The organism is Lentisalinibacter sediminis, from assembly GCF_040706615.1.
GTDB lineage: Bacteria > Pseudomonadota > Gammaproteobacteria > Steroidobacterales > Woeseiaceae > Lentisalinibacter > Lentisalinibacter sediminis.
In genome coordinates this window covers 156,978-183,619 of the sequence record NZ_JAPDRF010000004.1, presented here as the reverse complement: position 1 = coordinate 183,619, position 26,642 = coordinate 156,978, and the positions used below count along the sequence as shown (strand labels likewise).

At 68.8% G+C, this 26,642-nt stretch carries 23 protein-coding genes and 1 pseudogene; 20 read left to right on the top strand and 4 right to left on the bottom strand.

Features of this window, described 5'->3' with window-relative positions; translation table 11 throughout:
- Window positions 1-385: 385 nt before the first annotated feature.
- The 3 genes from ACJMKX_RS09450 (at window position 386) to acs (ending at window position 3,747) form a co-directional block, all read left to right on the top strand.
- Window positions 386-844, top strand: a complete 459-nt coding sequence (locus ACJMKX_RS09450) for a MaoC family dehydratase (RefSeq protein WP_405224082.1) — start codon at window positions 386-388, stop codon at window positions 842-844.
- Window positions 844-1,716 carry an HpcH/HpaI aldolase/citrate lyase family protein gene (locus ACJMKX_RS09445; protein WP_405224079.1) on the top strand — a complete coding sequence of 291 codons (873 nt, stop codon included), beginning with the start codon at window positions 844-846 and terminating at the stop codon, window positions 1,714-1,716. Before ACJMKX_RS09450 ends, ACJMKX_RS09445 begins: the two co-directional genes overlap by 1 nt.
- Window positions 1,717-1,806: 90 nt before the next feature.
- On the top strand, window positions 1,807-3,747 hold the full coding sequence (gene acs / locus ACJMKX_RS09440; protein WP_405224076.1) for an acetate--CoA ligase: 1,941 nt from the start codon (window positions 1,807-1,809) through the stop codon (window positions 3,745-3,747).
- Window positions 3,748-3,785: 38 nt separating this feature from the next.
- Here acs and tagH read toward each other — a convergent pair whose 3' ends face one another.
- Complete coding sequence (tagH, locus tag ACJMKX_RS09435) at window positions 3,786-5,060, bottom strand: type VI secretion system-associated FHA domain protein TagH (RefSeq protein ID WP_405224073.1); 1,275 nt, start codon at window positions 5,058-5,060, stop codon at window positions 3,786-3,788.
- 251 nt (window positions 5,061-5,311) lie between these two features.
- Between tagH and ACJMKX_RS09430 the strand changes: the two genes are divergently transcribed.
- Both ACJMKX_RS09430 and purL read left to right on the top strand, forming a co-directional pair.
- A complete protein-coding gene (locus ACJMKX_RS09430; RefSeq protein WP_405224071.1) occupies window positions 5,312-5,644 on the top strand; it encodes a DUF1820 family protein in 333 nt (110 codons plus the stop codon).
- Between the two features lie 53 nt (window positions 5,645-5,697).
- Window positions 5,698-9,630, top strand: a complete 3,933-nt coding sequence (purL, locus tag ACJMKX_RS09425) for a phosphoribosylformylglycinamidine synthase (protein ID WP_405224571.1) — start codon at window positions 5,698-5,700, stop codon at window positions 9,628-9,630.
- A gap of 13 nt (window positions 9,631-9,643) precedes the next feature.
- Here purL and ACJMKX_RS09420 read toward each other — a convergent pair whose 3' ends face one another.
- Window positions 9,644-10,336 (bottom strand): hypothetical protein, encoded by a 693-nt coding sequence (locus ACJMKX_RS09420; RefSeq protein WP_405224070.1) that lies wholly within the window; start codon window positions 10,334-10,336, stop codon window positions 9,644-9,646.
- A 10-nt stretch (window positions 10,337-10,346) separates the two neighbouring features.
- Window positions 10,347-12,020: an energy-dependent translational throttle protein EttA gene (ettA, locus tag ACJMKX_RS09415; RefSeq protein ID WP_405224068.1), complete on the bottom strand. Its 1,674-nt coding sequence runs from the start codon at window positions 12,018-12,020 to the stop codon at window positions 10,347-10,349.
- 81 nt (window positions 12,021-12,101) lie between these two features.
- Here ettA and ACJMKX_RS09410 point away from each other — a divergent pair, with 81 nt between their 5' ends.
- The 11 genes and pseudogenes from ACJMKX_RS09410 to ACJMKX_RS09360 all read left to right on the top strand — a co-directional run bounded on the left by ACJMKX_RS09410 (window position 12,102) and on the right by ACJMKX_RS09360 (window position 21,674).
- Window positions 12,102-13,052 carry an acetoin utilization protein AcuC gene (locus ACJMKX_RS09410; RefSeq protein ID WP_405224066.1) on the top strand — a complete coding sequence of 317 codons (951 nt, stop codon included), beginning with the start codon at window positions 12,102-12,104 and terminating at the stop codon, window positions 13,050-13,052.
- 60 nt (window positions 13,053-13,112) lie between these two features.
- The gene (gene glyA, locus ACJMKX_RS09405; protein WP_405224064.1) at window positions 13,113-14,363 is read left to right on the top strand and encodes a serine hydroxymethyltransferase; all 1,251 of its coding nucleotides are present in this window, start codon (window positions 13,113-13,115) and stop codon (window positions 14,361-14,363) included.
- Between the two features lie 54 nt (window positions 14,364-14,417).
- A pseudogene (gene nrdR, locus ACJMKX_RS09400) lies at window positions 14,418-14,933 on the top strand (transcriptional regulator NrdR); the annotation flags it as partial.
- A 49-nt stretch (window positions 14,934-14,982) separates the two neighbouring features.
- Entirely contained in the window at window positions 14,983-16,122 is a 1,140-nt protein-coding gene (gene ribD, locus ACJMKX_RS09395; protein ID WP_405224062.1) for a bifunctional diaminohydroxyphosphoribosylaminopyrimidine deaminase/5-amino-6-(5-phosphoribosylamino)uracil reductase RibD, read from the top strand.
- A gap of 1 nt (window position 16,123) precedes the next feature.
- The gene (locus ACJMKX_RS09390) at window positions 16,124-16,765 is read left to right on the top strand and encodes a riboflavin synthase (protein WP_405224061.1); all 642 of its coding nucleotides are present in this window, start codon (window positions 16,124-16,126) and stop codon (window positions 16,763-16,765) included.
- 28 nt (window positions 16,766-16,793) lie between these two features.
- Window positions 16,794-17,903: a bifunctional 3,4-dihydroxy-2-butanone-4-phosphate synthase/GTP cyclohydrolase II gene (gene ribBA / locus ACJMKX_RS09385; protein ID WP_405224568.1), complete on the top strand. Its 1,110-nt coding sequence runs from the start codon at window positions 16,794-16,796 to the stop codon at window positions 17,901-17,903.
- A gap of 29 nt (window positions 17,904-17,932) precedes the next feature.
- On the top strand, window positions 17,933-18,406 hold the full coding sequence (gene ribH / locus ACJMKX_RS09380; RefSeq protein ID WP_405224059.1) for a 6,7-dimethyl-8-ribityllumazine synthase: 474 nt from the start codon (window positions 17,933-17,935) through the stop codon (window positions 18,404-18,406).
- Window positions 18,407-18,413: 7 nt separating this feature from the next.
- Complete coding sequence (gene nusB / locus ACJMKX_RS09375) at window positions 18,414-18,860, top strand: transcription antitermination factor NusB (RefSeq protein ID WP_405224057.1); 447 nt, start codon at window positions 18,414-18,416, stop codon at window positions 18,858-18,860.
- Between the two features lie 28 nt (window positions 18,861-18,888).
- The gene (gene thiL, locus ACJMKX_RS09370) at window positions 18,889-19,833 is read left to right on the top strand and encodes a thiamine-phosphate kinase (protein ID WP_405224055.1); all 945 of its coding nucleotides are present in this window, start codon (window positions 18,889-18,891) and stop codon (window positions 19,831-19,833) included.
- Entirely contained in the window at window positions 19,830-20,321 is a 492-nt protein-coding gene (locus tag ACJMKX_RS09365) for a phosphatidylglycerophosphatase A family protein (RefSeq protein ID WP_405224053.1), read from the top strand. Before thiL ends, ACJMKX_RS09365 begins: the two co-directional genes overlap by 4 nt.
- Window positions 20,322-21,674, top strand: coding sequence for a protein kinase domain-containing protein (locus tag ACJMKX_RS09360; protein ID WP_405224051.1), 1,353 nt, complete (start codon window positions 20,322-20,324; stop codon window positions 21,672-21,674).
- A 31-nt stretch (window positions 21,675-21,705) separates the two neighbouring features.
- Here ACJMKX_RS09360 and ACJMKX_RS09355 read toward each other — a convergent pair whose 3' ends face one another.
- A complete protein-coding gene (locus ACJMKX_RS09355) occupies window positions 21,706-21,948 on the bottom strand; it encodes an exodeoxyribonuclease VII small subunit (RefSeq protein WP_405224049.1) in 243 nt (80 codons plus the stop codon).
- 172 nt (window positions 21,949-22,120) lie between these two features.
- Between ACJMKX_RS09355 and ACJMKX_RS09350 the strand changes: the two genes are divergently transcribed.
- The 4 genes from ACJMKX_RS09350 to parE all read left to right on the top strand — a co-directional run bounded on the left by ACJMKX_RS09350 (window position 22,121) and on the right by parE (window position 26,622).
- Complete coding sequence (locus ACJMKX_RS09350) at window positions 22,121-22,540, top strand: rubrerythrin family protein (protein ID WP_405224047.1); 420 nt, start codon at window positions 22,121-22,123, stop codon at window positions 22,538-22,540.
- Between the two features lie 81 nt (window positions 22,541-22,621).
- Window positions 22,622-23,959 carry a heterodisulfide reductase-related iron-sulfur binding cluster gene (locus ACJMKX_RS09345; protein ID WP_405224045.1) on the top strand — a complete coding sequence of 446 codons (1,338 nt, stop codon included), beginning with the start codon at window positions 22,622-22,624 and terminating at the stop codon, window positions 23,957-23,959.
- A gap of 37 nt (window positions 23,960-23,996) precedes the next feature.
- Window positions 23,997-24,581, top strand: a complete 585-nt coding sequence (locus ACJMKX_RS09340; protein WP_405224043.1) for a DUF3501 family protein — start codon at window positions 23,997-23,999, stop codon at window positions 24,579-24,581.
- A gap of 142 nt (window positions 24,582-24,723) precedes the next feature.
- Complete coding sequence (gene parE, locus ACJMKX_RS09335) at window positions 24,724-26,622, top strand: DNA topoisomerase IV subunit B (RefSeq protein WP_405224041.1); 1,899 nt, start codon at window positions 24,724-24,726, stop codon at window positions 26,620-26,622.
- The last annotated feature ends 20 nt before the right edge of the window (window positions 26,623-26,642 follow it).

Genomic DNA, 26,642 nt, shown 5'->3' with positions numbered 1-26,642 from the left:
AACCCGGCTCCCGTTCTATTGTGGCCGCCCTGCGGGGGTATCCATCTTGCTCCCGACAAAAGGTCGCGGCGATGGATACCCCCGAATGACGGCCGTGCTCGCGGTGGCGTGAAGGAAGCGCCAGTCAGCGGCGTCTGCTGACTGGTGCCAACCCTTCCGGCTACGGGCCCGTCAGCGGGTGGACAAGGGTTGCGGGGTCGTCCGGACCGACTGGAGCCATGACGGTGGGAAGGAGGTCTGGCCGAAGCGAGCGAGGACACGACGTCCGAGTGAGCGTCCCCGCGACCCTTGTCCACCCGCTGGCGGGCCAACGTCAGAAGAAAGCCGGGTCGGGCCTGAAGGCCCTCCTACACGCCGGTGGGCGGGCGCGCTATCATCCCTGACCATGCCTGGTCTGTACTTCGAAGAATTCACCGTCGGACAGACGTTCGACCATCCCATCCGCCGCACCATCACGGAGGCGGACAACGTCTTCTTCACGGCGCTGACCCACAACCCGGCCGCCATCCACCTGGATGCCGAGTACTGCAAGGGCACGGAATTCGGTCGGCCGCTCGTCAACAGTGCCCTGACCCTCGGCTTCATGGTCGGTATTTCGGTGAACGACACGACCCACGGCACCACCGTCGCCAACCTCGGTTGGGACGAGGTGCGCTTCCCGCATCCCCTGTTCCACGGCGACACCATCCGGGTGGAATCCGAGGTGCTCGAAGTGCGCGAGAGCCGCTCGCGGCCGGAGAACGGCATCGTCGTCTTCGCCCACCGGGCCTACAACCAGGAAGACGTGCTGGTGGGCAGCTGCCGGCGCAGCGCGCTGATGCTGCGCGAGCCCGGAGGCGCCTGATGCGTTCCTATCTCTTCGTCCCGGCCGACAGCGAGCGCAAGCTGGCGAAGGCGGACGAGGCGGGCGCCGATGCCCTGATCCTGGACCTGGAGGATTCTGTCGCCCCGTCGCGGCGCGAGGTCGCGCGCCGGCTCGCCGCCGAGTTCCTCGCCGGGCCGCGGGGCCGGGCCGAGCGCTGGGTGCGTATCAACGGACTGGCCAGCGGCGCCGCGGGTGCGGATCTGCCGCCGGTGGTCGTCGAGGGCCTGGACGGCGTGGTCGTGCCCAAGGCCGGCGGTCCCGAAGACGTGCTGCGGCTGGATCGCTGGCTCGGTTCACTCGAGGTCGCCGCCGGCATGACGCCCGGCGGCGTGCGCATCCTGCCCATCGCCACGGAGACCCCGGCCGCGGTATTCCGTCTGGGCGAGTACGCCGACGCCGGTCCGCGCCTCGCCGGGCTGTCCTGGGGTGCCGAAGACCTGTCCGCCGCCATCGGCGCCATGGGCGCGAGGGATGGCCATGGCCGCTGGCTGCCTACCTTCCAGACGGTGCGCTCGCTGTGCGTGCTGGCGGCGGCGGCGGCCGGTGTGCCGGCCATCGACACCGTCTACACCGATTTCAAAGACATGGACGGCCTGCGCGGCTGTGCCGGGGCTGCCCGCCGGGACGGTTTCCTGGGCATGCTGGCGATCCACCCCGCCCAGGTGCCGGTGATCAACGAGGCGTTCACGCCGACGGAGGCCGAGGTGACGGGCGCCCGGCGCATCGTTGACGCATTCGAGGCGCAGCCGGACGCAGGCGTGCTGAGCCTGGACGGCCGCATGGTGGACCGTCCGCATCTGCTGCAGGCTCGCCGCGTGCTGTCGCTGGCCCGCGCGGCAGCCGGACGCTGAAGGCGGCAGCGCGCATCCGGTACACTGCAGCCAGAGCAAGCGGCCAGAGAGAATAACCAGCCACATTGCAGTCATCGAGGAGGGGAGCTGATGAGCAAGGTCTATCCGGTCAACGACTACTTCCGCGATCGCGGGTACATCGACGAGAAAACCTACGACGACATGTACCGGCGCTCCCTCGCCGACAACGAAGGCTTCTGGGCCGAGCAGGCCGAGCGCATCGACTGGATCAAGCCCTTCACCGAAGTGAAGGACGTCTCCTACGCGGCCGACGACCTGCACATCCGCTGGTACGCGGACGGCACGCTCAACGTCTGCTACAACTGCGTCGACCGGCACCTTGACGACAAGGGCGACCACCCGGCGATTGTCTGGGAAGGCGACGATCCGGCCCGGGACGAGACCATTACCTACCGCCAGCTGTACGAGCGCGTCTGCCGCTTCGCCAACGTACTGAAGAAGATCGGCGTGAAGCGCGGCGACCGGGTCACCCTCTACATGCCCATGATCCCGGAGGCGGCCGTGGCCATGCTGGCCTGCGCGCGCATCGGCGCGGTGCACTCGGTGGTATTCGGCGGCTTCTCCCCGGACGCGCTGGCCGGGCGTATCGTCGACTGCAAATCCAATGTGGTGATCACCGCGGACGAGGGCCTGCGCGGCGGGCGCAAGGTGCCGCTGAAGGCCAACGTGGACGCGGCTGCGGCGAAGCCCGGCGTGACCACGCTGGAGAAGGTGCTGGTGGTGCGCAACACCGGTGCGGATATCGACTGGGACGCCGGCCGCGACGTGTGGCTGCATGAGGCGGAGCAGGACGTGGACGCCGACTGCCCGCCGGAGGAGATGGGCGCCGAGGATCCGCTGTTCATCCTCTACACTTCCGGCTCCACAGGCCAGCCGAAGGGCGTGTTGCACACCACCGGCGGCTACCTGGTGTACGCCTCGCTCACCCACCAGTACGTCTTCGACTACCATCCGGGCGACGTCTACTGGTGCACTGCCGACGTGGGCTGGGTGACCGGCCACAGCTACATCGTCTACGGCCCGCTCGCCAATGGTGCCATTACGCTCATGTTCGAGGGCGTGCCGAACTATCCGGATTCCAGCCGTTTCTGGCAGGTCTGCGACAAGCATGAGGTGAACATCGTCTACACGGCCCCCACCGCCATCCGCGCGCTGATGCGCGAGGGCGAGGGGCCGGTGAAGCAGACCTCGCGAAAATCCCTGCGGCTGCTCGGCTCGGTGGGTGAACCCATCAACCCGGAGGCCTGGGAGTGGTATTACCACGTGGTGGGCGAGGACCGTTGTCCGATCGTCGATACCTGGTGGCAGACCGAGACCGGCGGCATCCTCATCAGCCCGCTGCCGGGTGCCACGCCCCTGAAGCCGGGATCGGCCACACGGCCGTTCTTCGGCATCCAGCCCGCACTCGTGGACAACGACGGCAATGCGCTGGACGGCCCCGCCGAGGGCAACCTGATCATGAAGGACAGCTGGCCGGGCCAGATGCGCACCGTCTACGGCGACCATCAGCGCTTCGTCGACACCTACTTCTCGACCTTCGAGGGCGCCTATTTCACCGGCGACGGCGCACGTCGCGACGAGGACGGTTACTACTGGATCACCGGGCGGGTGGACGATGTGATCAACGTATCCGGCCACCGCATGGGCACGGCCGAGGTGGAGAGCGCGCTGGTGGCGCATTCGAAGGTCGCAGAGGCGGCGGTGGTGGGCTATCCCCACGACATCAAGGGGCAGGGCATCTATGCCTACGTGACGCTGATGGAGGGTGTCGAGGCCAGTGACGAAGTGCTGGCCGAACTCAGGCAGTGGGTGCGCAAGGAGATCGGCCCCATCGCCTCGCCGGATCTGATCCAGTTCGCGCTCGGGCTGCCGAAGACCCGCTCGGGCAAGATCATGCGGCGGATCCTGCGCAAGGTGGCAGAGAACGACTACGGCAACCTGGGGGATACCTCCACGCTGGCCGACCCGGGGGTCGTCGACGACCTGATCGAGAACCGGCGCAACCGCTGAGCGGTCCGCGCCGGGTCAGCGTTGCCCGGAAGGGAGACTCAGCGGCCGGCCTGGCGGGCCCGGTCGTCGCCGTCGCCGCGGCGCTGCGCGTCGCGCTCGAGGCGCTCCAGGTGTTCGGCATAGGCGCGAGAGAAGTCCTCGCCGAACTGGCCGGGCAGTTTGCCCTCGGCGTGGCGGGTCAGCACCTCGTAGAGATCCGAGTAGAGGTCCCAGTACTTCGCCTTGTTGTTGCCGCCGAACAGTGAACTGCGCTTCAGTGTGCCCTCGAACTTCTGCTCCAGGTCCTCGGGATCGAAGCGCTCGGCGAAGTCGTCGAGCGCTTCGCGCATGGCGCAGATCACGGCGATCTCGTGGTGTTTCAGGTCCCGCACGGCCTCGCGGACGCTGTCCACCGCCGGCCCGTACTCGTTGCGGCTGCCCGTGAGCAGCGTACGCACGGCATCGTCGGCGCTGGCCGAGAATTTCAGCGGGTTGTTCGAGCCGGGCTGGATCGTGGTCTGCTCCAGGCGGAAGCTGTTCTTGACCGAGGCCCGATTCTGCAGCAGCTCCATGGCGCCCAGCACGAACTCGCGCAGTGCGAGCCCGGCGTTGTGCAGGATGCGCCGGCTGTCCGCATTGCCCAGATCCTCCGCGCTCATACCGAGCCCGCGCAGGAAGGCTTCGACGGCGTCCTTCGGCAGCGGGGTGCTTTCCCGCGGCACCGCCGGCGGTGTCTGCTCCGGCCTGACGGGCTTGTTGCCCTCGGGCCGGGGCATGTGGGTCACCTTCGCACTCTTCCGCTCGGCCTTCTTCTTGTCCTCGGCCTTTTGCCGCTTGACGTAGCTGTCGGTCACGGTGTCGCCGAACAGCCGCGAGCTCAGTTCCCGGGCGCCGGTGATCTCCTCGGCATCGACCAGGGAGAACTCGTCCGAGTCGTCGTCCAGTTGCACCAGGTCTTCACGGGCGATGGAGCTTCTGTGGTCTTCCTCTTCGGCGAGGAGGTCGAAGCCCTCGTCGATGGTGACGCTGATGATGTACTCGCCCATGCGCAGCACATCGCCGTCGAACAGGCGCTGGGGCTTGGCGCGGCCCACCGGCACGTCCGAACCGTTGATGTAGACGCCGTTCATGCTGGTGTCGATGAGGTAGTAGCTGCCGGCCTGGAAGTCGATGGTCGCGTGGTGGCTGGAGATGTAGCGTTCGGAATCGGGCAGGCGCCAGTCGTTGTCTTCGGCGCGCCCGATCGTGCCGCCCTCGCGGCCGAACTGCCGGACTACGTTATCGCCCAGCCGTTCTCTCTGCGTGCGGCTGGTTACTTCGAGTGTCAGTGCCATCGTCGGCCTCTCTGTCGGTGGGCCCAAGCGCCGTGACGAACGCCGTGACTTCCGTGTACACGGACGGACAGTGGCCTATTCTGGTGACTGCGGGCCCGGGTGGCCTTGTCACAGTTCACATTTACGCCAGCCCGGGCGCGGGAAACCCCTTGAAATTCCGTCCCCCATGCCCGATCCACGTCGTCCGACGCCGGCAGCCGGCGGCGGAATTCGGTTACACTCGCCCGCAGAAGACGGAACTTCCGGAAACCATGTCAGCGAAACGCATCTACAGGATCTCTTTCGTCAATCAGGGCAAGGTCTACGAGGTCTACGCGGGCGGCGTGAGCCACGGCGACCTGTTCGGCTTCCTGACCGTCGAGGATCTGCTCTTCGGCGAGCGCAGCAGCGTGGTGGTGGACCCCTCGGAGGAGAAGGTGAAGGCCGAATTCGAGGGCGTCAGCCGCACCTATCTGCCCCTGCACTCGGTACTGCGGATCGATGAGGTCGAGAAACAGGGAGCCAGCAAGATCAGCAAGGCGGAGGGGGGCAACGTCACCCAGTTCCCCATGCCGATGTACTCGCCCCCGGGCGACAAATCCTGAGCCGGCCGGGCGGCGTGGCGGACTTGTCTCCAGATCCCGCTCCGGATTCCCTCCTGTTCGTGCTGGCCGGCGCAGACGCCCTCTCCGCATTCCGCCTCGAGCGGCTGCGCGACACGCTGCAGCCGCTGCTGCCCGGCCTCGGGGAGCTTCACGCGCGCTACCGCTACTTCGTGGAGGCGGATCGGGAACTCGAGGACGCCGAGCGCGAGGTGCTGGGCGCGCTGCTGGGCACACGGGCCGACGACGCGACCGAGCCGCAGGATGGTCCGACTCTGGTGACCACGCCCCGCATCGGCACCATCTCGCCCTGGTCGAGCAAGGCGACGGACATCGTGCATGCCTGCGGCCTGGACGCCGTGCGGCGGGTGGAGCGGGGCATTGCCTGGCGTCTGGCGGGCGTGCGGGCGGACGAGGGCATCCTGCGCGCCGCGGCGCAGCGCCTGCACGACCGCATGACGGAGAGCGTTTTCCGGGATGCGGCCGACCTGGCGGCCATGTTCGCCCACCGGGAGGCGGCGGCGCAGCGCAGGATCCCGCTGGCCGCAGAGGGACGCGCCGCGCTGGAGCGGGCCAACGGGGAACTGGGGCTTGCGCTCGCGGACGAGGAGATCGACTACCTGGCCGAGGCGTATGCGGGCCTGGACCGGGACCCCACGGATACCGAGCTCATGATGTTCGCTCAGGCGAACTCGGAGCACTGCCGCCACAAGATCTTCAACGCCGAGTGGACCGTCGACGGCGAGGCGCAGCCGCTGAGCCTGTTCGCGATGATCCGCGAGTCCACGAAGCAGAGCCCGGACGGCATCCTCTCCGCCTACAGCGATAACGCCGCCGTGATCGAGGGCTGGCGCGCGCCGCGACTCATCCCCGAGCCAGGCACGCGGCGCTACCGCTACGTGGAAGAGCCGGTGCACATCCTCATGAAGGTGGAGACCCACAACCACCCCACGGCCATCTCGCCGTTCCCTGGCGCGGCCACCGGCTCCGGCGGCGAGATCCGGGACGAGGGCGCCACCGGCCTGGGCGCGAAACCCAAGGCCGGCCTGACCGGTTTCACGGTCTCACACCTGCACATCCCGGATGCGCCGCGGCCCTGGGAGCGGCACAGCGGCCGGCCCGACCGCATTGCGCCGGCGCTGGACATCATGCTGGAAGGACCGATCGGTGCGGCCTCGTTCAACAACGAGTTCGGCCGTCCCAACCTGGCCGGCTATTTCCGGGCCTGGGAGGCGCAGCCGGACTGGCTGCCGGACGGCGAGAGCCGCGGCTACCACAAGCCCATCATGATCGCGGGCGGCCTCGGCAACGTGCGCGAGGGCCACGCCGTGAAGGGCGAGGTGCCGGCCGGTACCCGGCTGGTGGTGCTGGGCGGCCCGGCCATGCTCATCGGCCTCGGCGGCGGTGCGGCTTCGAGCCTGGCCAGCGGCGCCAGCAGCGAGGAGCTGGACTTCGCCTCGGTGCAGCGGGGCAACCCGGAGATGCAGCGCCGGGCCCAGGAGGTGATCGACGGCTGCTGGGCCCGCGGCGAGGACAACCCCATCGTGCTGATCCACGACGTCGGCGCGGGCGGGCTCTCCAATGCCGTGCCGGAGGCGGTGGATCACAGTCAGCGCGGCGGGCGCTTCGAGCTGCGCGAGGTCCCGAACGACGAGCCCGGCATGAGTCCGATGGCCGTCTGGTGCAACGAGGCGCAGGAGCGCTACGTGCTGGTGATCGCCGAGGAGCGCCTCGGCGAGTTCGGCGAGCTCTGCCGCCGGGAGCGCTGCCCGTATGCGGTACTCGGCGAGATCACCGATGACGGCCGTCTGACCGTCACCGACCGCTGGCTGGGCGAGCCGGCGGTGGACCTGCCCATGGAGATGCTGCTCGGACGCACGCCCCGGCTCACCCGGCAGGCGGAGCGGCTCGTGCCGCCCGCGGCGGCGCTGGAGACCGGCGACATCGACCTGGCCGAGGCCTGCGCCCGGGTGCTCGCGCATCCGACGGTCGCGGACAAGTCGTTCCTGATCCACATCGGCGACCGCACGGTGGGCGGCCTCACCGCCCGCGACCAGCTGGTGGGCCCCTGGCAGGTGCCGGTGAGCGACGTGGCCGTCACCTGCACCGGCTTCCGGGGCTACACCGGCGAGGCAATGGCCATGGGCGAGCGCACGCCGCTGGCGCTGCTGGACGGTCCGGCGTCGGGCCGCATGGCGGTGGCGGAGGCGGTGACCAACATCGCGGCGGCGGCCATTGGCAACACGGGCGAGACGGATACCGCGGGCAATGCGGATGACGCCGGCGGTATCGGCCGTATCCGCCTGTCGGCGAACTGGATGGCGGCGGCTGGCCACCCGGGCGAGGATGCGAAGCTCTACGACACCGTGCGTGCCGTCGGCCTGGAGCTCTGTCCGGCGCTCGGTATCGCCATCCCGGTGGGCAAGGACTCCCTGTCGATGCGTACCGCCTGGCAGGAAGGCGGCCGCGACCGGCAGGTGGTGGCGCCGGTGTCCCTGATCGTCTCCGCCTTCGCGCCGGTGGAGGACGTGCGGCTCACGCTGACACCGCAACTCAGGCAGGCTGACGAGCCCTCGCACCTGCTGCTGATCGATCTCTCCGCGGGCGCCGACCGGCTGGGCGGCTCCTGTCTGGCCCAGGTCTATAACCTGGAGGGCGGCGAGCCGCCGGACCTGGACGAGCCGGCGCGGCTGCGCGGCTTCTTCGCCGCCGTGCAGCGGCTGAATCGGGAGGGCCGCCTGCTGGCCTATCACGACCGCTCCGACGGCGGGCTGTTCGCCTGTGCCGCGGAGATGCTGTTCGCCGGGCGGATCGGCATCGACCTCACGCCCCCGGACGGCGAGAACGGTACCCTGGGCGCGCTGTTCGCCGAGGAACCCGGCGCCCTGGTGCAGGTGCGCGAGAGCGAGCTCGAGGCCGTGGAAGCGGTGCTGGCGGAGGCGGGACTCGCCGGCTGCGTGCGCCGGGTGGGCCGGCTGCGGGACGATCAGTGCCTGGTGATCCACGCCGGGGACGAGCCGGTCACCTTCGAGCGCGGACCGCTGCAGCAGGCGTGGGCGGAGACCAGTTACCGGATGCAGGCGCTCCGGGACAATCCGGAGACCGCCGCCGAGCAGCACGGGCAGATTGCGGACGACGACGACCCGGGACTGAACGCGGCGCTCTCCTACGACCCGGCCGAGGACGTGGCCGCACCGTTCGTCGCGGCGGGTGCCCGGCCGAAGGTGGCCGTGCTGCGCGAGCAGGGCGTGAACAGCCAGCACGAGATGGCGGCGGCGTTCGTCGCGGCCGGCTTCGAGGCCGTGGATGTGCACATGAGCGACCTCGCGGCCGGCCGGGACAGCCTGGCCGACTACGCCGGTCTCGTCGCCTGCGGCGGCTTCTCCTACGGCGACGTGCTCGGCGCGGGCGGCGGCTGGGCCAAATCCATCCTCTACGACGAGGCCATGCGCGAGCGCTTCGCTGCCTTCTTCGAGCGCGGCGATACCTTCACGCTGGGTGTCTGCAACGGCTGCCAGATGCTCGCAACTTTAAAAAGTTTAATTCCTGGTGCCGGACACTGGCCGCGGTTTCTCGCCAACCGCTCGGAGCAGTTCGAGGCCCGGCTGTCGCTGGTGCAGGTGGAGGCCTCGCCGTCGCTGTTCCTGGCCGGTATGGCGGGTTCGCGGCTGCCCATCGCCACCTCCCACGGGGAGGGCAGGGCGGCATTCGACAGCGAGGGTGATCGCCGCGCCTGCGAAGCGGCGGGCCTGGTGGCCGTGCGCTACGTGGACAACCGGGGCGAGCCCACCGAGGTCTATCCGGCGAATCCCAACGGCTCGCCCGGGGGCATCTGCGCGCTCACCACCGCGGACGGTCGCGCCACCATCGTCATGCCCCATCCGGAGCGGGTGGCCCGGAGCGTCCAGAATTCCTGGCATCCCGCGGACTGGGGCGAGGACGGCGGCTGGCTCAGGATGTTTCGCAACGCCCGTGTGGCCGTCGGCTGACCGTCAGCTTCGCTCAGCCGATCTCCCGTTCGTCCGGCGTCTCGCGGACGAACAACTGGCGCACCTTCAGCGCCCGTGTGAGTTTCGAGCGGCGCACGAACAGCTGATAGAGCATGTCCTTGGCCAGCTCCAGCAGTACGCCCGCCTCGGCGCGGCCGAGCTCCGGCAGGGGCGCGTTCTCCGGTGAGCCGTCGAACAGCGTCCGCCGGGCCGGCTGGAAGATCTCGTCGTCCAGGCCCGCCAGCTTCTTCGCCGACATGACGATGTCGAAAGCGGCGAGTTTGCCGCCGTCGCCGGCGGCGGCGAAAGCGCTCTCCGCGGTGCGCCGGCACATCGAGGCGAAGGCGTTGAGGTGGCCGTCGGAATAGCAGCCGAGCGCCTCGCGGAACAGGCCCTGGGTGTCCTCGGGCAGGTAGTTGAAGGGGAACTTCTCCTTCGGCCGTTCCAGTTCGGCGAAATTGCTGTAGAGCTCCACCCGCTGGCCGGCATACTCGCGCACCGAGAAGCGCAGGAATACCGGCGCGGCACAGGAATCGCACTGGAACACGAGTCCCACCCGGGTGGGGCGGGTGCGCAACAGCGGGTCCACGTCGGGCACCGCCTGGGGCGTCATATGCGCGTAGACGTCGCAGTACGGGCACTCCAGCGCGAAGTGGCCCGCGTCCCCGGTATGCAGCCCCTGTTCCCGGTCCAGGTAGAAACTCATGCCGTCCCCCTCAGGCGCTCAGCCTCCGGTAGCGTATGCGTTGCGGCCGTTCCGCGCGGTCGCCGAAGCGCCGCCTGCGGTCTTCTTCGTATTCCTGATAGTTGCCGGCGAACCAGGTCACCTGGCTCTCGCCCTCGTAGGCGAGGATGTGGGTGGCGATGCGGTCCAGGAACCAGCGATCGTGCGAGATCACGATGGCCGAGCCCGGGAATTCCAGCAGCGCCTGCTCCAGCGCCCGCAGCGTCTCCACGTCGAGGTCGTTGGTGGGCTCGTCGAGCAGCAGCAGGTTGCCGCCGTCGCGCAGCACCTTGGCGAGATGCACCCGGTTGCGTTCCCCGCCCGAGAGCAGCCCGATCTTTTTCTGCTGATCGGCACCGCGGAAGTTGAACCGGCCCACATAGGCCCGGGACGGGGTCTCGTAGTTGCCCACCTTCAGGATGTCCTGGCCCTCGGAGATCTCCTCCCAGACCGTTTTGTCGTCGTTCAGGCTCTGTCGCGACTGGTCCACGTAGGCGAGCTCGACGGTATCGCCCAGCCGGATGGTGCCGGCGTCGGGCTCCTCGGTGCCCGTGATCATTCGGAGCAGCGTGGTCTTGCCCGCGCCGTTCGGGCCGATGACGCCCGCGATGCCGCCCGGCGGCAGGCTGAAGGAGAGATCCTCCATCAGCAGCTTCTCGCCGTAGCCCTTGCTGACGCCGTCGAGCTCCAGCACGACGTCGCCCAGGCGCGGGCCGGGCGGGATGTAGATCTCGTTGGTCTCGTTGCGGGTCTGGTAGTCCCGTGAGGAGAGTTCCTCGAAACGGCGCAGCCGGGCCTTGGCCTTGGCCTGACGGCCTTTCGGATTCTGCCGCACCCACTCGAGCTCCGCCTGCATGGCCTTGCGCCGGGCCTGCTCGGTCTTCTCCTCCTGGGCCAGGCGCATCTCCTTCTGCTCCAGCCAGGAGGAATAGTTGCCCTGCCAGGGGATGCCATGGCCCCGGTCCAGTTCGAGAATCCAGCCGGCCACGTTGTCCAGGAAGTAGCGGTCGTGGGTGACCGCGATGACGGTCCCGGGATACTCCTCCAGGAAATGTTCCAGCCAGGCCACGGATTCGGCATCCAGGTGGTTGGTGGGCTCGTCCAGCAGCAGCATGTCGGGCTTGGACAGCAGCAGGCGGCACAGGGCCACCCGGCGGCGCTCGCCGCCGGAGAGCTTGGTCACGTCCGCATCCCACTCCGGCAGGCGCAGCGCGTCGGCGGCCACCTCGAGCTGGCGCTCCAGCTCCCAGGCGTTGGCCGCGTCGATGGCGTCCTGCAGCTTGCCCTGCTCGTCCAGCAGCGCGGTCATCTCGTCGTCGTCCATGGGCTCGGCGAACTTCATGCTGATCTCGTTGAATCGCTCGATCAGCGCCTTGGTCTCCGCCACGCCTTCCTCGACGTTGCCGCGCACATCCTTGTCCGGGTCCAGCTCCGGCTCCTGGGGCAGGTAGCCGATATTGATGCCCGGCTGCGGCCGTGCCTCGCCCTCGAATTCCTTGTCGAGGCCTGCCATGATGCGCAGGAGGGTGGATTTGCCGGCGCCGTTCAGCCCCAGCACGCCGATCTTGGCGCCGGGGAAGAACGACAGCGAGATGTCGTGCAGGATGTAACGCTTGGGCGGCACCACTTTCGCCACCCGGTTCATTGTGTAAATGTATTGAGCCATGTCCCGGTATCTTTTGAGCCCGGCGCCCATTATCGGTGATGGCACAGGTGCTGGCCAGCGCGGGGGGAGGTCTGCGGCGTCATGACGGAACGCGTGCGCGTCTACAAGGGCGGGGCCCTGGCCCGCTACGGCTTCGGCGAGGACCATCCCTTCGGCCCGGATCGCCATGACGTCTTCCACGACGGCCTCATGGAAGCCGGCATGGACATCGAGGTGAGTTACGCCGATCCCTGCGACGGCGACCGGGACCTGCTGGCCCTGTTCCATACCGACGCCTACATCGATCACGTCGCCAGGGCCTCGGCCACCGGCGACGGCTGGCTGGATGCCGGCGATACCCCGGCCTTCCCCGGCGTCTACGAGGCGGCCACCACGGTCGTCGGCACCGTCCGTCACGCGGTGGATGCCATCATGGCCGGCGAGTGCCGCACCGGTTTCGTGCCCATCGCCGGCCTGCACCACGCGCGCCGCGACAGCGCCGGCGGTTTCTGCGTTTTCAACGACTGCGGCATCGCCGTGGAGTATCTGCGCCGGCAACACGGGCTGAAGCGCATCGCCTATGTGGATATCGACGCCCATCACGGCGACGGCGTGTTCTACGGCTTCGAGGACGACCCGGACCTGCTGTTCGCCGACATCCACGAGGACGGGCGCTTCCTCTACCCGGGTACCGGCCATCGCTGGGAGACCGGCAAGGGCGCCGCCGAGGGCACCAAGCTCAATATCCCCATGCCGCCGAGCGCGGACGACAGTGTGTTCCGCGCGGCCTGGAGTCAGGTGGAGACCTATCTGGCCGAGAACCGGCCGGAGTTCATCATCCTGCAATGCGGGGCGGATGCGATGGCCGGCGACCCCATCACCCATCTGGCCTACACGGAGGCGTCCTATTCGCTCGCCGCCTCCCGGCTGTGGCAGATCGCCGCGGAGCACTGCGAGGGCAGGCTGCTGGCCACCGGCGGCGGCGGCTACAACCGCCCGAATCTCGCCCGCGCCTGGCGGGCGGTGGTTAGAAGCCTGCTCGACGCCCAGTGACGCTCGCCCGCCCGGGGCATACAATTACCGGATTTTCCCGCCCACAGACCGGAGGACCGGATGTACCCACAGACGATGAGCATCGCCAGCTTCGACGAGGAACTCGCCAGCGCCATGGCCGAGGAGTCGAGGCGCCAGGAGGAGCACATCGAGCTCATCGCCTCGGAGAACTACGCCAGTCCCCGGGTGCTGGAGGCCCAGGGCTCTGTGCTCACCAACAAGTACGCCGAGGGTTATCCGGGCAAGCGTTATTACGGCGGCTGCGAATACGTGGACATCGCCGAGCAGCTGGCCATCGAGCGGGCGAAGGAGCTGTTCGGCGCTGACTACGCGAACGTGCAGCCGCATTCGGGCTCCCAGGCAAACGCCGCGGTCTACCTGGCGCTGCTGAAGCCCGGTGACGGCCTCCTGGGCATGAGCCTGCAGGACGGCGGCCACCTCACCCATGGCGCGGCGCCAAACTTCTCCGGCAAGCTGTTCGACGCCCATCAGTACGGCGTGGACGAGGACGGCTACATCGATTACGACCAGGTGGCGGAGCTGGCCGAGACGCACAGGCCGAAGATGATCATCGCCGGTTTCTCCGCCTATTCGCGGGTGATGGACTGGCAGAAGTTCCGCGACATCGCCGACGGCGTCGGCGCCTGGCTGCTGGTGGACATGGCCCACGTGGCCGGTCTGGTTGCCGGCGGCGTGTATCCGAACCCGGTGCCGGTGGCCGACGTGGTCACCACCACCACCCACAAGACCCTGCGCGGGCCCCGCGGCGGGCTGATCCTCGCCCGCGAGAACGACGAGATTACGAAGAAGTTCAATTCGCTGGTCTTCCCGGGCACCCAGGGCGGGCCGCTGATGCACGTCATCGCGGCGAAGGCGGTGGCGTTCCTGGAGGCCATGGCGCCGGAGTTCCGCGATTACCAGCAGCAGGTGATCGACAACGCCCGCGCGATGACCGACGAGCTGATCGGCCGCGGCCACAAGATCGTCTCGGGCGGCACCGACAATCACCTGTTCCTGCTCGACCTCATCGCCAAGGACATCACGGGCAAGGACGCCGACGCCGCCCTCGGCGCCGCGAACATCACCGTGAACAAGAACACGGTGCCGAACGAGCCGCGCTCGCCCTTCGTCACCAGCGGCCTGCGCATGGGCACGCCGGCGGTCACCACCCGCGGTTTCGGCGACGCCGAGTGCCGGCAGCTGGCCAACTGGATCGCCGACGTGCTCGAGGACATCACGGACCAGAGCCGTATCGATGCGGTACGCCGGCAGGTGCTCGAGCTCTGCGCACGATTCCCGGTCTACGGCTGATGCGCCGGCCGACGTGCTGGCCCACGTATCGGCCGATGTTCTGAGGGCGCCGCCGTGCACTGCCCGTTCTGCGGACACGCCGAGACCAAGGTCATCGACTCCCGGCTCGCCGCGGAAGGCCGGCAGATCCGCCGCCGGCGCCAGTGCGAGGACTGCCGCGAACGCTTCACCACCTTCGAGACCGCCGAGCTGGTCATGCCGCGCATCATCAAGCGCGACGAACGACGCCAGCCCTTCGACGAGGAGAAGCTCCGTGGCAGCCTGGTGCGGGCGCTGGAGAAGCGGCCGGTCAGCGCGGAGGCGCTCGAGCAGGCCATCGGCCATCTCATCCACCGGCTGCGCACCCTCGGCGAGCGCGAGATCTCCTCGACCCTGCTCGGCGAGATGGTGATGGAGGAGTTGCGTGAACTGGACGAGGTGGCCTACGTGCGCTTCGCCTCCGTCTACCGCAGCTTCCAGGACGTGACCGAGTTCCAGAAAGAGATCCGCAAGCTGCAGGCGCTGTCCGGCGCCAGCCGGGAACAGATGTCGCTGCTGCCGGCTCTCGAGGGCAGGGCGGGCGGCAAGGCCGGCCCTGGTGACGGCCGTGGTGACGGCAATAATGCCGGCGGGAAGGACAATGACGGCGACTGAGGTCGACGTGCACGACCGGATCTGCATGGCGCGCGCGCTGCGTCTGGCCGAGCGCGGCCGCTACACGACGGCGCCGAACCCGCGGGTGGGCTGCGTGCTCGTGCGCGGCGGTGAGGTCGTGGGCGAGGGCTGGCACGAGCGCGCCGGCGGACCCCACGCCGAGATCGTGGCGCTGGCGGCGGCCGGTGCCGCCGCGCGGGGTGCCACCGCCTACGTCAGTCTGGAGCCCTGCTGTCACCACGGGCGCACCGGTCCGTGCACGGAGGCGCTGAGCGAGGCCGGCGTGGCGCGCGTGGTCTATGGCGCCGACGACCCCAATCCCCGCGTGGCCGGCGAGGGGGCGGCGCGGCTGCGGGCGGCCGGCATCGAGGTGGCCGGCGGGTTGCTGGCCGCGCAGTCGCAGCGCCTGAACGCCGGCTTCGTCAAGCGCATGCGCCACGGCCGGCCGCGGGTGACGCTGAAGACGGCCTCCAGCCTGGACGGGGCCACGGCCATGGCGAGCGGCGAGAGTCGCTGGATCACCGGCGAGGCGGCGCGGCGGGACGTGCAGCGGCTGCGGGCGGCCAGCGGGGCCATCGTTACCGGTATCGGCACCGTGCTGGCGGACGATCCCCGCCTCACGGTGCGGGACGAGGAATTCGGTGCCGAGCCCCGGCAGCCCTTGCGTGTGGTACTCGACAGCCGCCTGCGTACGCCGGCGGCGGCGAAACTCCTGGCCGGTCCGGGCGCACTGCTGATCCACGGCCCTGCGGCGACCCGGCCGGACGCGCTGCCCGGCGGTGCCGAGTGCGTCGCCGTGCCCGCCGGCCCCGCCGGACTGGACCCGGGCGCGGTGCTGGCCCTGCTGGCCGAGCGGGAGGTGAACGACGTCCTGCTGGAGGCGGGCCCGGAACTGTGCGGCGCCTTCCTCGCAGCCGGACTGGTCGACGAGCTTGTGATTTACCTCGCGCCCCATATCATGGGTAGCGAGACCCGCCGCCCCTTCGTCACGCCGGGGTGGACCCGGCTGGCCGAGCGCGGCGAGGTCGACGTCATCGACGTCCGGCGATTCGGGCCGGACCTGCGCATCACGGCCCGGCCCGTCGAGCGCCGCCGGGGCCGCGCAGAAACCGACACGGAGACCTGACATGTTCACCGGTATCGTGCGCGCCGTCGGCCGCATCGAGCGCATCGACCAGCGCGGCGGCGACGTCCGTCTCGCCATCGCCAGCGGCCCCGACCTGGATTGCAGCGTCTACGGCACCGGCGAGAGCATCGCCGTCTCCGGCGTCTGCCTTACGGCGCTGAACCTGCATGCCGGCGGTTTCGAGGCGGACGTGTCGCGGGAGACGCTGGACGTCACCAGCCTCGGCGACAAGGGCGTGGGCAGCCGGGTCAACCTGGAGCCCTCGCTGGCGCTTGGCGAGCGGCTCGGCGGCCACCTGGTCACCGGCCACGTGGACTGCCTCGGCCGGCTGGAGAGTCGCAGCGAGGACGCGCGCTCGGTTAGACTGACGTTCTCGCTGCCGCGGGAGTACGCGCGCTACGTGGCCCGCAAGGGCTCGGTGGCCGTCGACGGCGTCAGCCTGACGGTCAACGAGGTCGGGCCGGAGCGTTTCGAGGTGAACATCATCCCCCACACGGCGGCCGTCACGACCCTGGGCGAGCTCGGCCCCGGCGCCGCCGTGAACGTCGAGGTGGACCTCATGGCGCGCTACGCCGAACGGCTGTTGAGCGCGGAAGGAGGCGGCGTGGATCTGGACTTACTGAAGGCCAATGGTTATGCCTGAGACCGCAAAGAAGGACACGGGCGAGAAGATCCGTTTCTCGCCCATCGACGAGATCGTCGCCGACATCCGTGCCGGGCGCATGGTGATCATGGTCGACGACGAGGACCGCGAGAACGAGGGCGACCTCATCATGGCCGCGAACTGCGTGCGGCCCGAGGACATCAACTACATGGCCCGCTACGGGCGCGGCCTGATCTGCCTGACCCTGACCCGTGAGCGCTGCGAGCAGCTGCGCCTGCCGCTGATGGTGGGCCACACCAACGCGATGCACGCCACCAATTTCACCATCTCCATCGAGGCGGCCGAGGGCATTACCACCGGCATCTCGGCCCACGACCGGGCCCGCACCATCCAGGCCGCGGTCGCACCGGACGCGAAACCCGAGGACCTCTCCCAGCCCGGCCACATCTTCCCGGTCATGGCGCAGCCCGGCGGCGTGCTGACCCGCGCGGGGCACACCGAGGCCGGCTGCGACCTGGCCCGCCTGGCCGGCATGGAGCCCGCGGCGGTGATCGTCGAGATCCTGAACGAGGACGGCAGCATGGCCCGGCGGCCGGACCTGGAGGCCTTCGCCAACCGGCACGGGCTGAAGATCGGCACGATCGCGGATCTGATCCGCTACCGGCTGGAGAAGGAGGTCTCGGTGGAGCGCATCAGCGAGCATTCGGTGCAGACCGGCGAGGGCGAGTTCCGCCTGTTCTGCTTCGAGGACCACGTGAACCGCACTGTGCACGTGGCCCTGGTGCACGGCACGATCCGGCCGGACTCGACGCCGCTGGTGCGCGTGCACATCCAGGATACGCTCGGCGACGTGGTGGGCGTGCGCGACCCGGCCTTCGGCTGGCCCCTGCGCGACGCCATGCACCGGGTGGCGGCGGAGGAGAGTGGCGTCATCGTCATCCTGCGCGACCAGGAGGGGCCGCGGGAGTTCATGGAGGCCGTGGCCGCCATGGAGCGCCCGGTGGAGGAGCTGGAGCGGCGCCGGGACGGCGCGGCCGTGCTGCGCACCTATGGTGTGGGCGCCCAGATCCTGCGCGATCTCGGCGTGCACCGCATGCGGGTGCTCTCCGCGCCGAAACAGATGCATGCCATCTCGGGCTTCGGCCTCGAGGTGGTCGACTACGTTCAGGGCCAGTGACCGGCCACCGGGTGACGGACGGGAAATCGATGGACACTATCAAGACCGTGGAAGGCGACCTGCTCCTGCGCGATGCCCGCATCGCCATCGTGGCCGCGCGCTTCAATGACTTCATCGTCGACCGGCTGGTGGCCGGCGCCGTCGATACCCTGCTGCGCCACGGCGCGGCCGAGGCGGATCTGCAGCTGATCCGGGTGCCCGGCGCCTGGGAGATCCCGCTGGCCGTCGACAAGGCGGCGGCCAGCCGGCGCTTCGAAGCGGTCATCGCGCTCGGCGCGGTGATCCGCGGCGCCACGCCGCATTTCGATTACGTCGCCGGACAGTGCGTCAAGGGCATCGCGGCCGCGGGCGAACGCCACGGCGTGCCGGTGGCCTTCGGCGTGCTCACGGTGGACACCATCGAGCAGGCGGTCGAGCGGGCGGGCACCAAGGCGGGCAACAAGGGCGCGGAGGCCGCGCTGTCGGCCATCGAGATGATCAATCTGCTGCGGCGACTCGACTGAGCCGCCCATGAGCAGAGCCCCCGCAACCTCCCGGCGCAGCCGCTCGCGGGAACTCCTGGCCCAGGCGCTCTACCAGGCCCAGCTGACCGGGCAGGAGCACGCCGAACTCGCCCGTCAGTTCGCCGAGCGCGACGAGTACGCGCGGGTGGACCAGGACTGGTTCCGCGAGATCCTGAAAGGGGCCATGTCGCACCGGGCCGACCACGAGGCGGACATCGCCGGGTTCGCGGACCGGCCCTTCGACCAGCTGGATCCGGTGGAGATCGCCGTGCTGCTGGTGGGGCTGGAGGAGCTCCGCCATCACCCGGAAGTGCCGTTCCGCGTGGTCATCAACGAGGCGGTGTCGGTGGCGCGGCGCTACGGCGCGGCGGACGGCCACAAGTACGTGAACGCCATCCTGGACAAGGCCGCCGCCCGCTACCGCCAGCCGGAGAAGGCCGTCGTCCGGCGCTAGCCCCTCCGACCCGTCGCCTGGGGATCCCGTGGACGAATTCCAGCTCATCGAACGCTACTTCCGCCGGCCCGCGCCGGGGGGCGCCGGCGTCGAGGTCGGCGTGGGCGACGACGGCGCCATCGTACGGCTGCCGCCGGGCCGCGAACTGGTGGTCGTCGTGGACACGCTCGTTGCCGGCGTGCACTTCCCGGCGGACATGGTGCCGGCGGACGTGGGCTACCGGGCCCTGGCCGTGAATCTCAGCGACGTGGCCGCGATGGGCGCGGAGCCTGCCTGGATGACGCTGGCGCTCACGCTGCCGGCGCCGGACGCCGACTGGCTGGAGGGCTTCGCCACCGGTCTCTGGGACCTGGCCGAGCGCCACGGCGTCGCGCTGATCGGAGGGGACACCACGCGGGGACCGCTGACCGTCAGCGTGGAGGTACTGGGCCACCTGCCCGCGGGCACCCGCCTGCTGCGCGGCGGTGCCCGCCCGGACGACCGGGTCTTCGTCAGCGGCACGCCCGGCGATGCCGCGGCGGGCCTGGGCCTGCCGTTGCCCGCCGACGATGCGCAACGCCGGCTGCGCTCGCGCTTCCTGCGGCCCGAGCCCCGGCTGGGTCTCGGCCTTGCGCTCGCGGGCCGGGCCAGCGCCGCTATAGACGTCTCCGACGGCCTGCTCGCCGATCTCGCCCATATCTGCGAGGCCAGCGGCGCCGGTGCCGTGATCGACGAGGAGCGTCTGCCCCTGTCGGCGGCACTGCTCGAGTTCGCCGGCCGCGAGCGCGCGGCCGGGTTCGCGCTGACCGGCGGCGACGATTACGAACTCTGCTTCACTTTGCCGCCGGACGTGGATCCGGATCAGCTCTCGGCCGATGTCGCCGTCACCGCGATCGGCGTCATGACGCCGGAGCCGGGCATCCGCCTGCGCCGGCAGGGACGCGACGTGGCGCTGCCGGCGGGCGGCTACCGGCACTTCGGAGACGAGCCGTGAGCCGGCCGTCGGCGCGCACCGTCTTCGGCGATCCGGTGCACTTCCTGGCCTTCGGCGCGGGCGCGGGGCTGGCGCCGAAAGCGCCCGGCACCGTGGGCTCCCTGTGGGGCGTGGCGCTCGCCTGGCTGACCGCCGGCTGGGCGCTGCCGGCCCAGCTCGCGCTGCTTGCGGTGCTGATCGTGGCGGGCTTCGGCATCTGCGGCGAGAGCGCCCGGCGGCTCGGCGAACACGACCACCCCGGCATCGTCTGGGACGAGATCGCGGGCTGCTATCTGACCCTGCTGGTGGCGGGTCCGGAACCCGTGTGGCTCGTCGCCGGATTCGCCGCATTCCGGCTGTTCGACATCTGGAAACCCTGGCCGATTCGGGACCTGGATCACAGACTCCACGGAGGCGCCGGAATTATGCTCGACGACGTCGTTGCGGGGGTCTACGGCGCCCTCGCTCTCGCCGCCCTCGAATGGATCAGCAGCACCTCGTTAAGTTAAATGGGACAGCCAGTCGCCACAGACGCCTCTTCGTCCGCCGTATCGTCGACGATACCGGAGAAGATCGGCAAGTACGTCATCATCAACGAGGTGGGGCGGGGCAGTACCGGCAACGTCTACCTGTCCCATGACCCGTACTATCGGCGCGACGTCGCCATCAAGGTCTACAACATCGGCAACGATGAGGACGACGCGGAGCGCACGCGGGTCACCCGCAAGATGTTCTTCAACGAAGCCCACATGGTGGGCATGCTGCAGCATCCGAACATCCTGCCCATCTACGACGCGGGCGAGGAAGACGGCAAGTACTACGTCGTCACCGAGCACGTCCACGGCGCCCGCACGCTGGCCAAGTACTGCAAACCGGACAATCTGCTGCGCATCGACGACGTCGTGGAGATCATTTACAAGTGCGCAAAGGCGCTGCACTACGCGCACAGCCGCGGCGTGATCCACCGCGACGTCAAGCCGAGCAACATCATGCTCACGACGGACAACGATGTGCGCATCATCGACTTCGGCATCGCACTGGTGACCGACTCCGATGTCTCCCAGATCCAGGGCATCGCGGGCTCGCCCAGTTATATGTCACCGGAGCAGGTGCAGTCCTATGCGCTCACCAACCGGTCGGACCTGTACTCGCTGGGCGCCGTGATGTACGAGCTGCTGACCGGCTTCCGGCCGTTCCGCGCCAACAATCTCTCGAAGCTGCTGCACCAGATCGTCTACGCCACGCCCCAGCCCATCCTGCGCTACCGCGACGACATCGGCGAGGAGCTGGAGAACGTGGTGGCGGTGGCGCTGCAGAAGGACCCGGACAAGCGTTACGCCAACGGCCTCGCACTGGCCGCGGAACTGACCCGGGTCTACCAGCAGCTGCGCGAGCGCTACGACAGCCTCGACAACAACGAGCACTTCAACCTGCTGCGCCAGCTGCGCTTCTTCCACGACTTCTCCCACAGCGAGATCTGGGAAGTGCTGCGGGCGAGCGACTGGCGCGAATACAAGGAAGGCGAGGAGATCGTGCGCGAGGGCGAGATCGACGATCGCTTCTACATCATCGTCGCCGGCCAGGTATCGGTGTCGAATCACGGCCGCGAGGTCGGCCGTCTCGGCCCGGGTGAGTGCTTCGGCGAGTCGAGCTACGTCAGCGGCGCAAAGACCCTGGCGTCCATCAGCGCGCGCAAGCCGCTGACATTGCTGAGGGTGAGTGCCACCCTGATGGAGCAGGTGTCCTCATCCTGCCAGCTGCGCTTCAACAAGGTATTCCTGCGCTCGATGATCCACCGCCTGCAGCTCGCCAGCCAGCCGCTGGAAGACACCGCGCCCCACGACGTGCACCCGGCCGGCTAACGGCCGGTATAGGCGAGGCCGGCTGACGCCACTAGTCTCCCGGTTCGAACGGCGCGGTCTCCTCCTCGCTGCCGGCCTTCTTCAGCAGGACTTCCACCTTCTGCTCGGCCTCGCGCAACGCCGTCTGGCACTGGCGCGTGAGCGTGATGCCGCGCTCGAATTTCTTCATGGCTTCTTCCAGGGGCAGGTCGCCGGTCTCCATCTCCTCGACCAGCGCCTCCAGTTCGCCGAGCGCCTGTTCCAGATTGATATCTTTATCCTTCTTGTCGGCCATGCACGTTCCCCTTGCAGATGGCGGCTACGCTACCGGCGCCACCCCGGCGGGTCAACGCGCGCCCGCGCGCGGGCGCGCGCTTGACAGGGGCAGGGGGCCTTTCTAGACTTCCTGTTAAATTTAGACTCAGTCTAAACCCACCGTTCACCCACCCTGCTTAAGGAGCATCGAGATGGAACTGAAAGGCAGCAAGACCGAACAGAATCTGAAGGACGCGTTCTCCGGCGAGTCCCAGGCCAACCGCCGTTACCTGTACTTCGCGTCGAAGGCCGACGTCGAGGGCTACAACGACGTGGCCGCCGTGTTCCGCTCCACCGCGGAAGGTGAGACCGGCCATGCCCACGGCCACCTGGAATACCTGGAAGCCGTCGGCGACCCGGCCACAGGCGAGCCCATCGGCGACACCGCCTTGAACCTGAAGGCCGCCATCGCCGGCGAGACCCACGAGTACACCGACATGTACCCCGGCATGGCGAAGACTGCCCGTGATGAAGGCTTCGACGAGATCGCGGACTGGTTCGAGACGCTGGCCAAGGCCGAGCGCTCTCACGCCAACCGTTTCCAGAAGGCCCTGGACACGCTGGACAGCTGATACGGCCGAAGGGGGCGGCCGGGCCGGCGCGGTCCGGCCGCCCTTTGTCTTTTCTGCGGTCTTTTCTGCGGGAGAACAAGAATGAGCGACGAGCGTCGGGAAGGCAGCCTGGAGGCGCCCACACGCCATCCCATCGACTGGAAGAACCCGGAATTCTGGGATGAGAAAGCGCTGTTCGACGAGATGGAGCGCGTGTTCGACATCTGTCACGGATGCCGGCGCTGCTTCAACCTCTGTCACTCCTTCCCCACGCTGTTCGACGCGGTCGACGAATCCGAGACCATGGAGCTCGACTCGGTGCCGAAGAAGGCCTACTGGGACGTGGTCGACCACTGCTACCTCTGCGACATGTGCTACATGTCGAAGTGCCCCTACGTACCGCCCCATCCCTTCAACGTCGACTTCCCCCACCTCATGCTGCGGGCAAAGGCGTTCCGCTTCCGCCGCGACGGCGCCTCCACCCGGGACAAGATCCTCTCGTCGACCGATACGGTGGGCCGGCTGGCGGGCATTCCGGTGGTAGTGCAGGCGGTCAACGCCGCCAACCGGAGCAAGACCGGGCGCAAGCTCCTGTCCAAGACGCTGGGCGTGCACCCCGACGCACCGCTGCCGCCCTACCACGCGTCCACGGCCCGCAAGCGGCTGAAGTCCCACCTGGGGCGCAGCGGCGAGGGCGCCGAGCCCGCCGGCCGCACGAAGGGCCGGGCGGTGCTGTTCACCACCTGCTACGGCAACCGCAACCTGCCCTCCATGGACGAGGACCTGGTCGCCGTGTTCGAGCACAACGGCATACCGGTGACGCTCGCGGCGAAGGAGCGCTGCTGCGGCATGCCGAAACTCGAGCTGGGTGATCTGGATGCGGTGGCGAAGGCGAAGGACGTCAACGTGCCGGAGCTCGCGCGCTGGGTGGACGAGGGCTGGGACATCGTCGCCCCGGTGCCTTCCTGCGCGCTCATGTTCAAGCAGGAGCTGCCGCTCCTGTTCCCGGAGGACGAGCAGGTGGCGAAAGTGCGCGACGCCATGTTCGACCCCTTCGAGTATCTGGCCCTCCGCCACAAGGAGGGCAAACTGAAGACGGACTTCTCGAAGCCGCTGGGCAAGGTGTCCTACCAGGTCCCCTGCCACCTGCGGGTGCAGAACATCGGCCAGAAGACCCGGGAGATCCTCGCGCTGGTGCCCGATACCGAGGTGAAGGCCATCGAGCGCTGCTCCGGCCACGACGGCACCTACGCCGTGAAGCAGGAGTTCCACGATACCTCGGTGAAGATCGCCCGTCCGGTGGTCCGCCAGGTGGACACCGCGGCGCCCGATCACTTCGTGAGCGACTGCCCCATGGCCGCCGAGCAGATCGCCCGCGGCACCGACAAGGTGGACGCCAACCATCCCATGAGCCTGCTGCGCAGCGCCTACGGGATCTGAGAGTTACGACTGAATCGACCACAGGGACGCGAAGACTATGGACAAACTGACCGCCGACGACCTGATGACGCTGGAGACCTATGCGCGCGAACGGGCCGGCTTCAGGGCGAAGGTGCTGGAGCACAAGAAGAACCGCCAGATCAACCTGGGCGAGAACGCCACCCTGTATTTCGAGGACCGGCTGACCATGCAGTACCAGGTCCAGGAGATGCTGCGCATCGAGAAGATCTTCGAGCCCGAGGGTATCGCCGAGGAACTGGAGGCCTACAACCCGCTGATTCCGGACGGCAGCAACTGGAAGGCCACCTTCATGGTGGAGTTCCCGGACGAGCAGGAACGCCGCGAGCAGCTGAAGCTGCTGCGCGGCATCGAGGATGCCGTCTGGCTGCAGGTGGAAGGCTGCGAGAAGATCCGCGCCATCTCCGACGAGGACCTGGAGCGCGAGGACGACACCAAGACCTCCGCCGTGCACTTCATGCGCTTCGAACTCGCGCCGGAGATGGTCGAGGCGCTGCAGGGCGGCGCGAAACTCTCGGCGGGCATCGACCACGACCGCTACAAGGCCGAGGTGGACCCGGTGCCGGAAGCCACCCGGGGATCGCTCGCCGCCGATCTGGACTGAAGCGCCGCAACGCCCCCGCCGCAACGGCCCCGGCGATGGCCGGCATATCTGCCCGACCGCCGGGGTTTTTTCTGCCCAGCGCGGCCGGCCATCCTGCTAGAATCCCGGCCGTGATACTCGCCGTCCCGTTGCGTAACACCGTATGAATCAGAGATACAGCGCCGCCGACATCGAGGTGTTGAGCGGTCTGGAGCCCGTGCGCCGTCGCCCGGGCATGTACACCGACACCACCCGCCCGAACCACCTCGCCCACGAGGTGGTGGACAACAGCGTGGACGAGGCCCTGGCCGGCCACTGCCGGCTGATCTATGTCACCGTGCACGACGACGGTTCGGTGGCAGTGAGCGACGACGGCCGCGGGATGCCGGTGGACATCCACCCCAAGGAGAAGATGCCCGGCGTCGAGCTGATCCTCACGCGCCTGCATGCCGGCGGCAAATTCTCCAACAAGAACTACCAGTTCTCCGGCGGCCTGCACGGCGTGGGCGTCTCGGTGGTGAACGCCCTGTCGAAAAACCTGGAAGTCTGGATCCGCCGGGACGGCAAGGAATACAACATCTCCTTCGCGGGCGGGAACAAACGCAGCAAGCTGGAGGTGGTCGGCAGCGTCGGCAAGCGCAATACGGGCACCACCATCCGTTTCTGGCCCGACCCCCAGTACTTCGATTCGCCGAAGGTCTCGCTCTCGCGGCTGCGCCACGTGCTGAAGGCGAAGGCCGTACTCTGTCCCGGCCTCACCGTGCGGCTCACCGTCGAGAAGACGAAGGAGACCGAGGAATGGTGCTACCAGGACGGCCTGGAGCAGTATCTCACCGAGGCCGCGGGCGACGTGGAGCACCTCCCGGAGACGCCGTTCTCCGGCAGCATGAGCGGCAACCAGGAGGCCGTGGACTGGGCGCTGTACTGGCAGGCCGGCCAGGGTGACCAGGGCGGGACCGGCGTCGGCGAATCCTACGTCAACCTCATCCCGACCCTGCAGGGCGGCACCCACGTCAACGGCCTGCGCACGGGCCTCACGGACGCCGTGCGCGAGTTCTGCGAGTTCCGCAGCATCCTGCCGCGGGGCGTGCGTCTGGCGCCGGAAGATGTCTGGGACGGGGTCGACTACGTGCTGTCGGTGAAGCTGGAGGATCCGCAGTTCTCCGGCCAGACCAAGGAGCGGCTCTCGTCCCGCCAGTCGGCCGCCTTCGTCTCCGGCGTGGTGAAGGACAGCTTCGGGCTGTGGCTGAACCAGCACCCGGAGACCGGCGAGAAGATCGCGGAGCTGGCCATCGGCAAGGCCCAGCGGCGCCTGAAGGCGGCCAAGAAGGTGGTGCGAAAGCGCGTGGTTTCCGGGCCTGCGCTGCCTGGCAAGCTCGCCGACTGCACGGCCCAGCAGCCGGAGCTCTCGGAGATCTTCCTGGTGGAGGGCGACTCGGCCGGCGGCTCGGCCAAGCAGGCCCGCAACCGTGAGACCCAGGCGGTGATGCCGCTCCGGGGCAAGATCCTGAACACCTGGGAGGTGGATACCGCGGAGATTCTGGGCTCCCAGGAGGTGCACGACATCAGCATCGCGCTCGGCGTGGATCCGGTCGGCGGCGACACCGCCAACCTGCGCTATCACAAGATCTGCATCCTGGCCGACGCCGACTCCGACGGGCAGCACATCGCCACGCTGCTGTGCGCGCTGTTCCTGCGGCATTTCCCGGACCTGGTGGCGCAGGGGCACGTCTACGTCGCCATGCCGCCGCTGTATCGCATCGACGTCGGCAAGGAGGTGTACTACGCGCTGGACGAGGGCGAGCGCCGCGGCATACTCGACTCCCTGGCTGCGGAGAACCGCAAGGCGAAGGTGGCGGTGACCCGATTCAAGGGCCTCGGCGAGATGAGCCCCGCACAGTTACGCGAAACCACCATGAATCCCGACACCCGGCGGCTGGTCCAGCTCACCGTCGAGGGCAAGGAGCAGACCGACCAGCTGATGGACATGCTGCTCGCCAAGAAGCGCGCCTCCGACCGGCGTCGCTGGCTGGAGCAGAAGGGCAACCTGGCCGACGTCTGACGACGGCCGCCTCCCCCGCG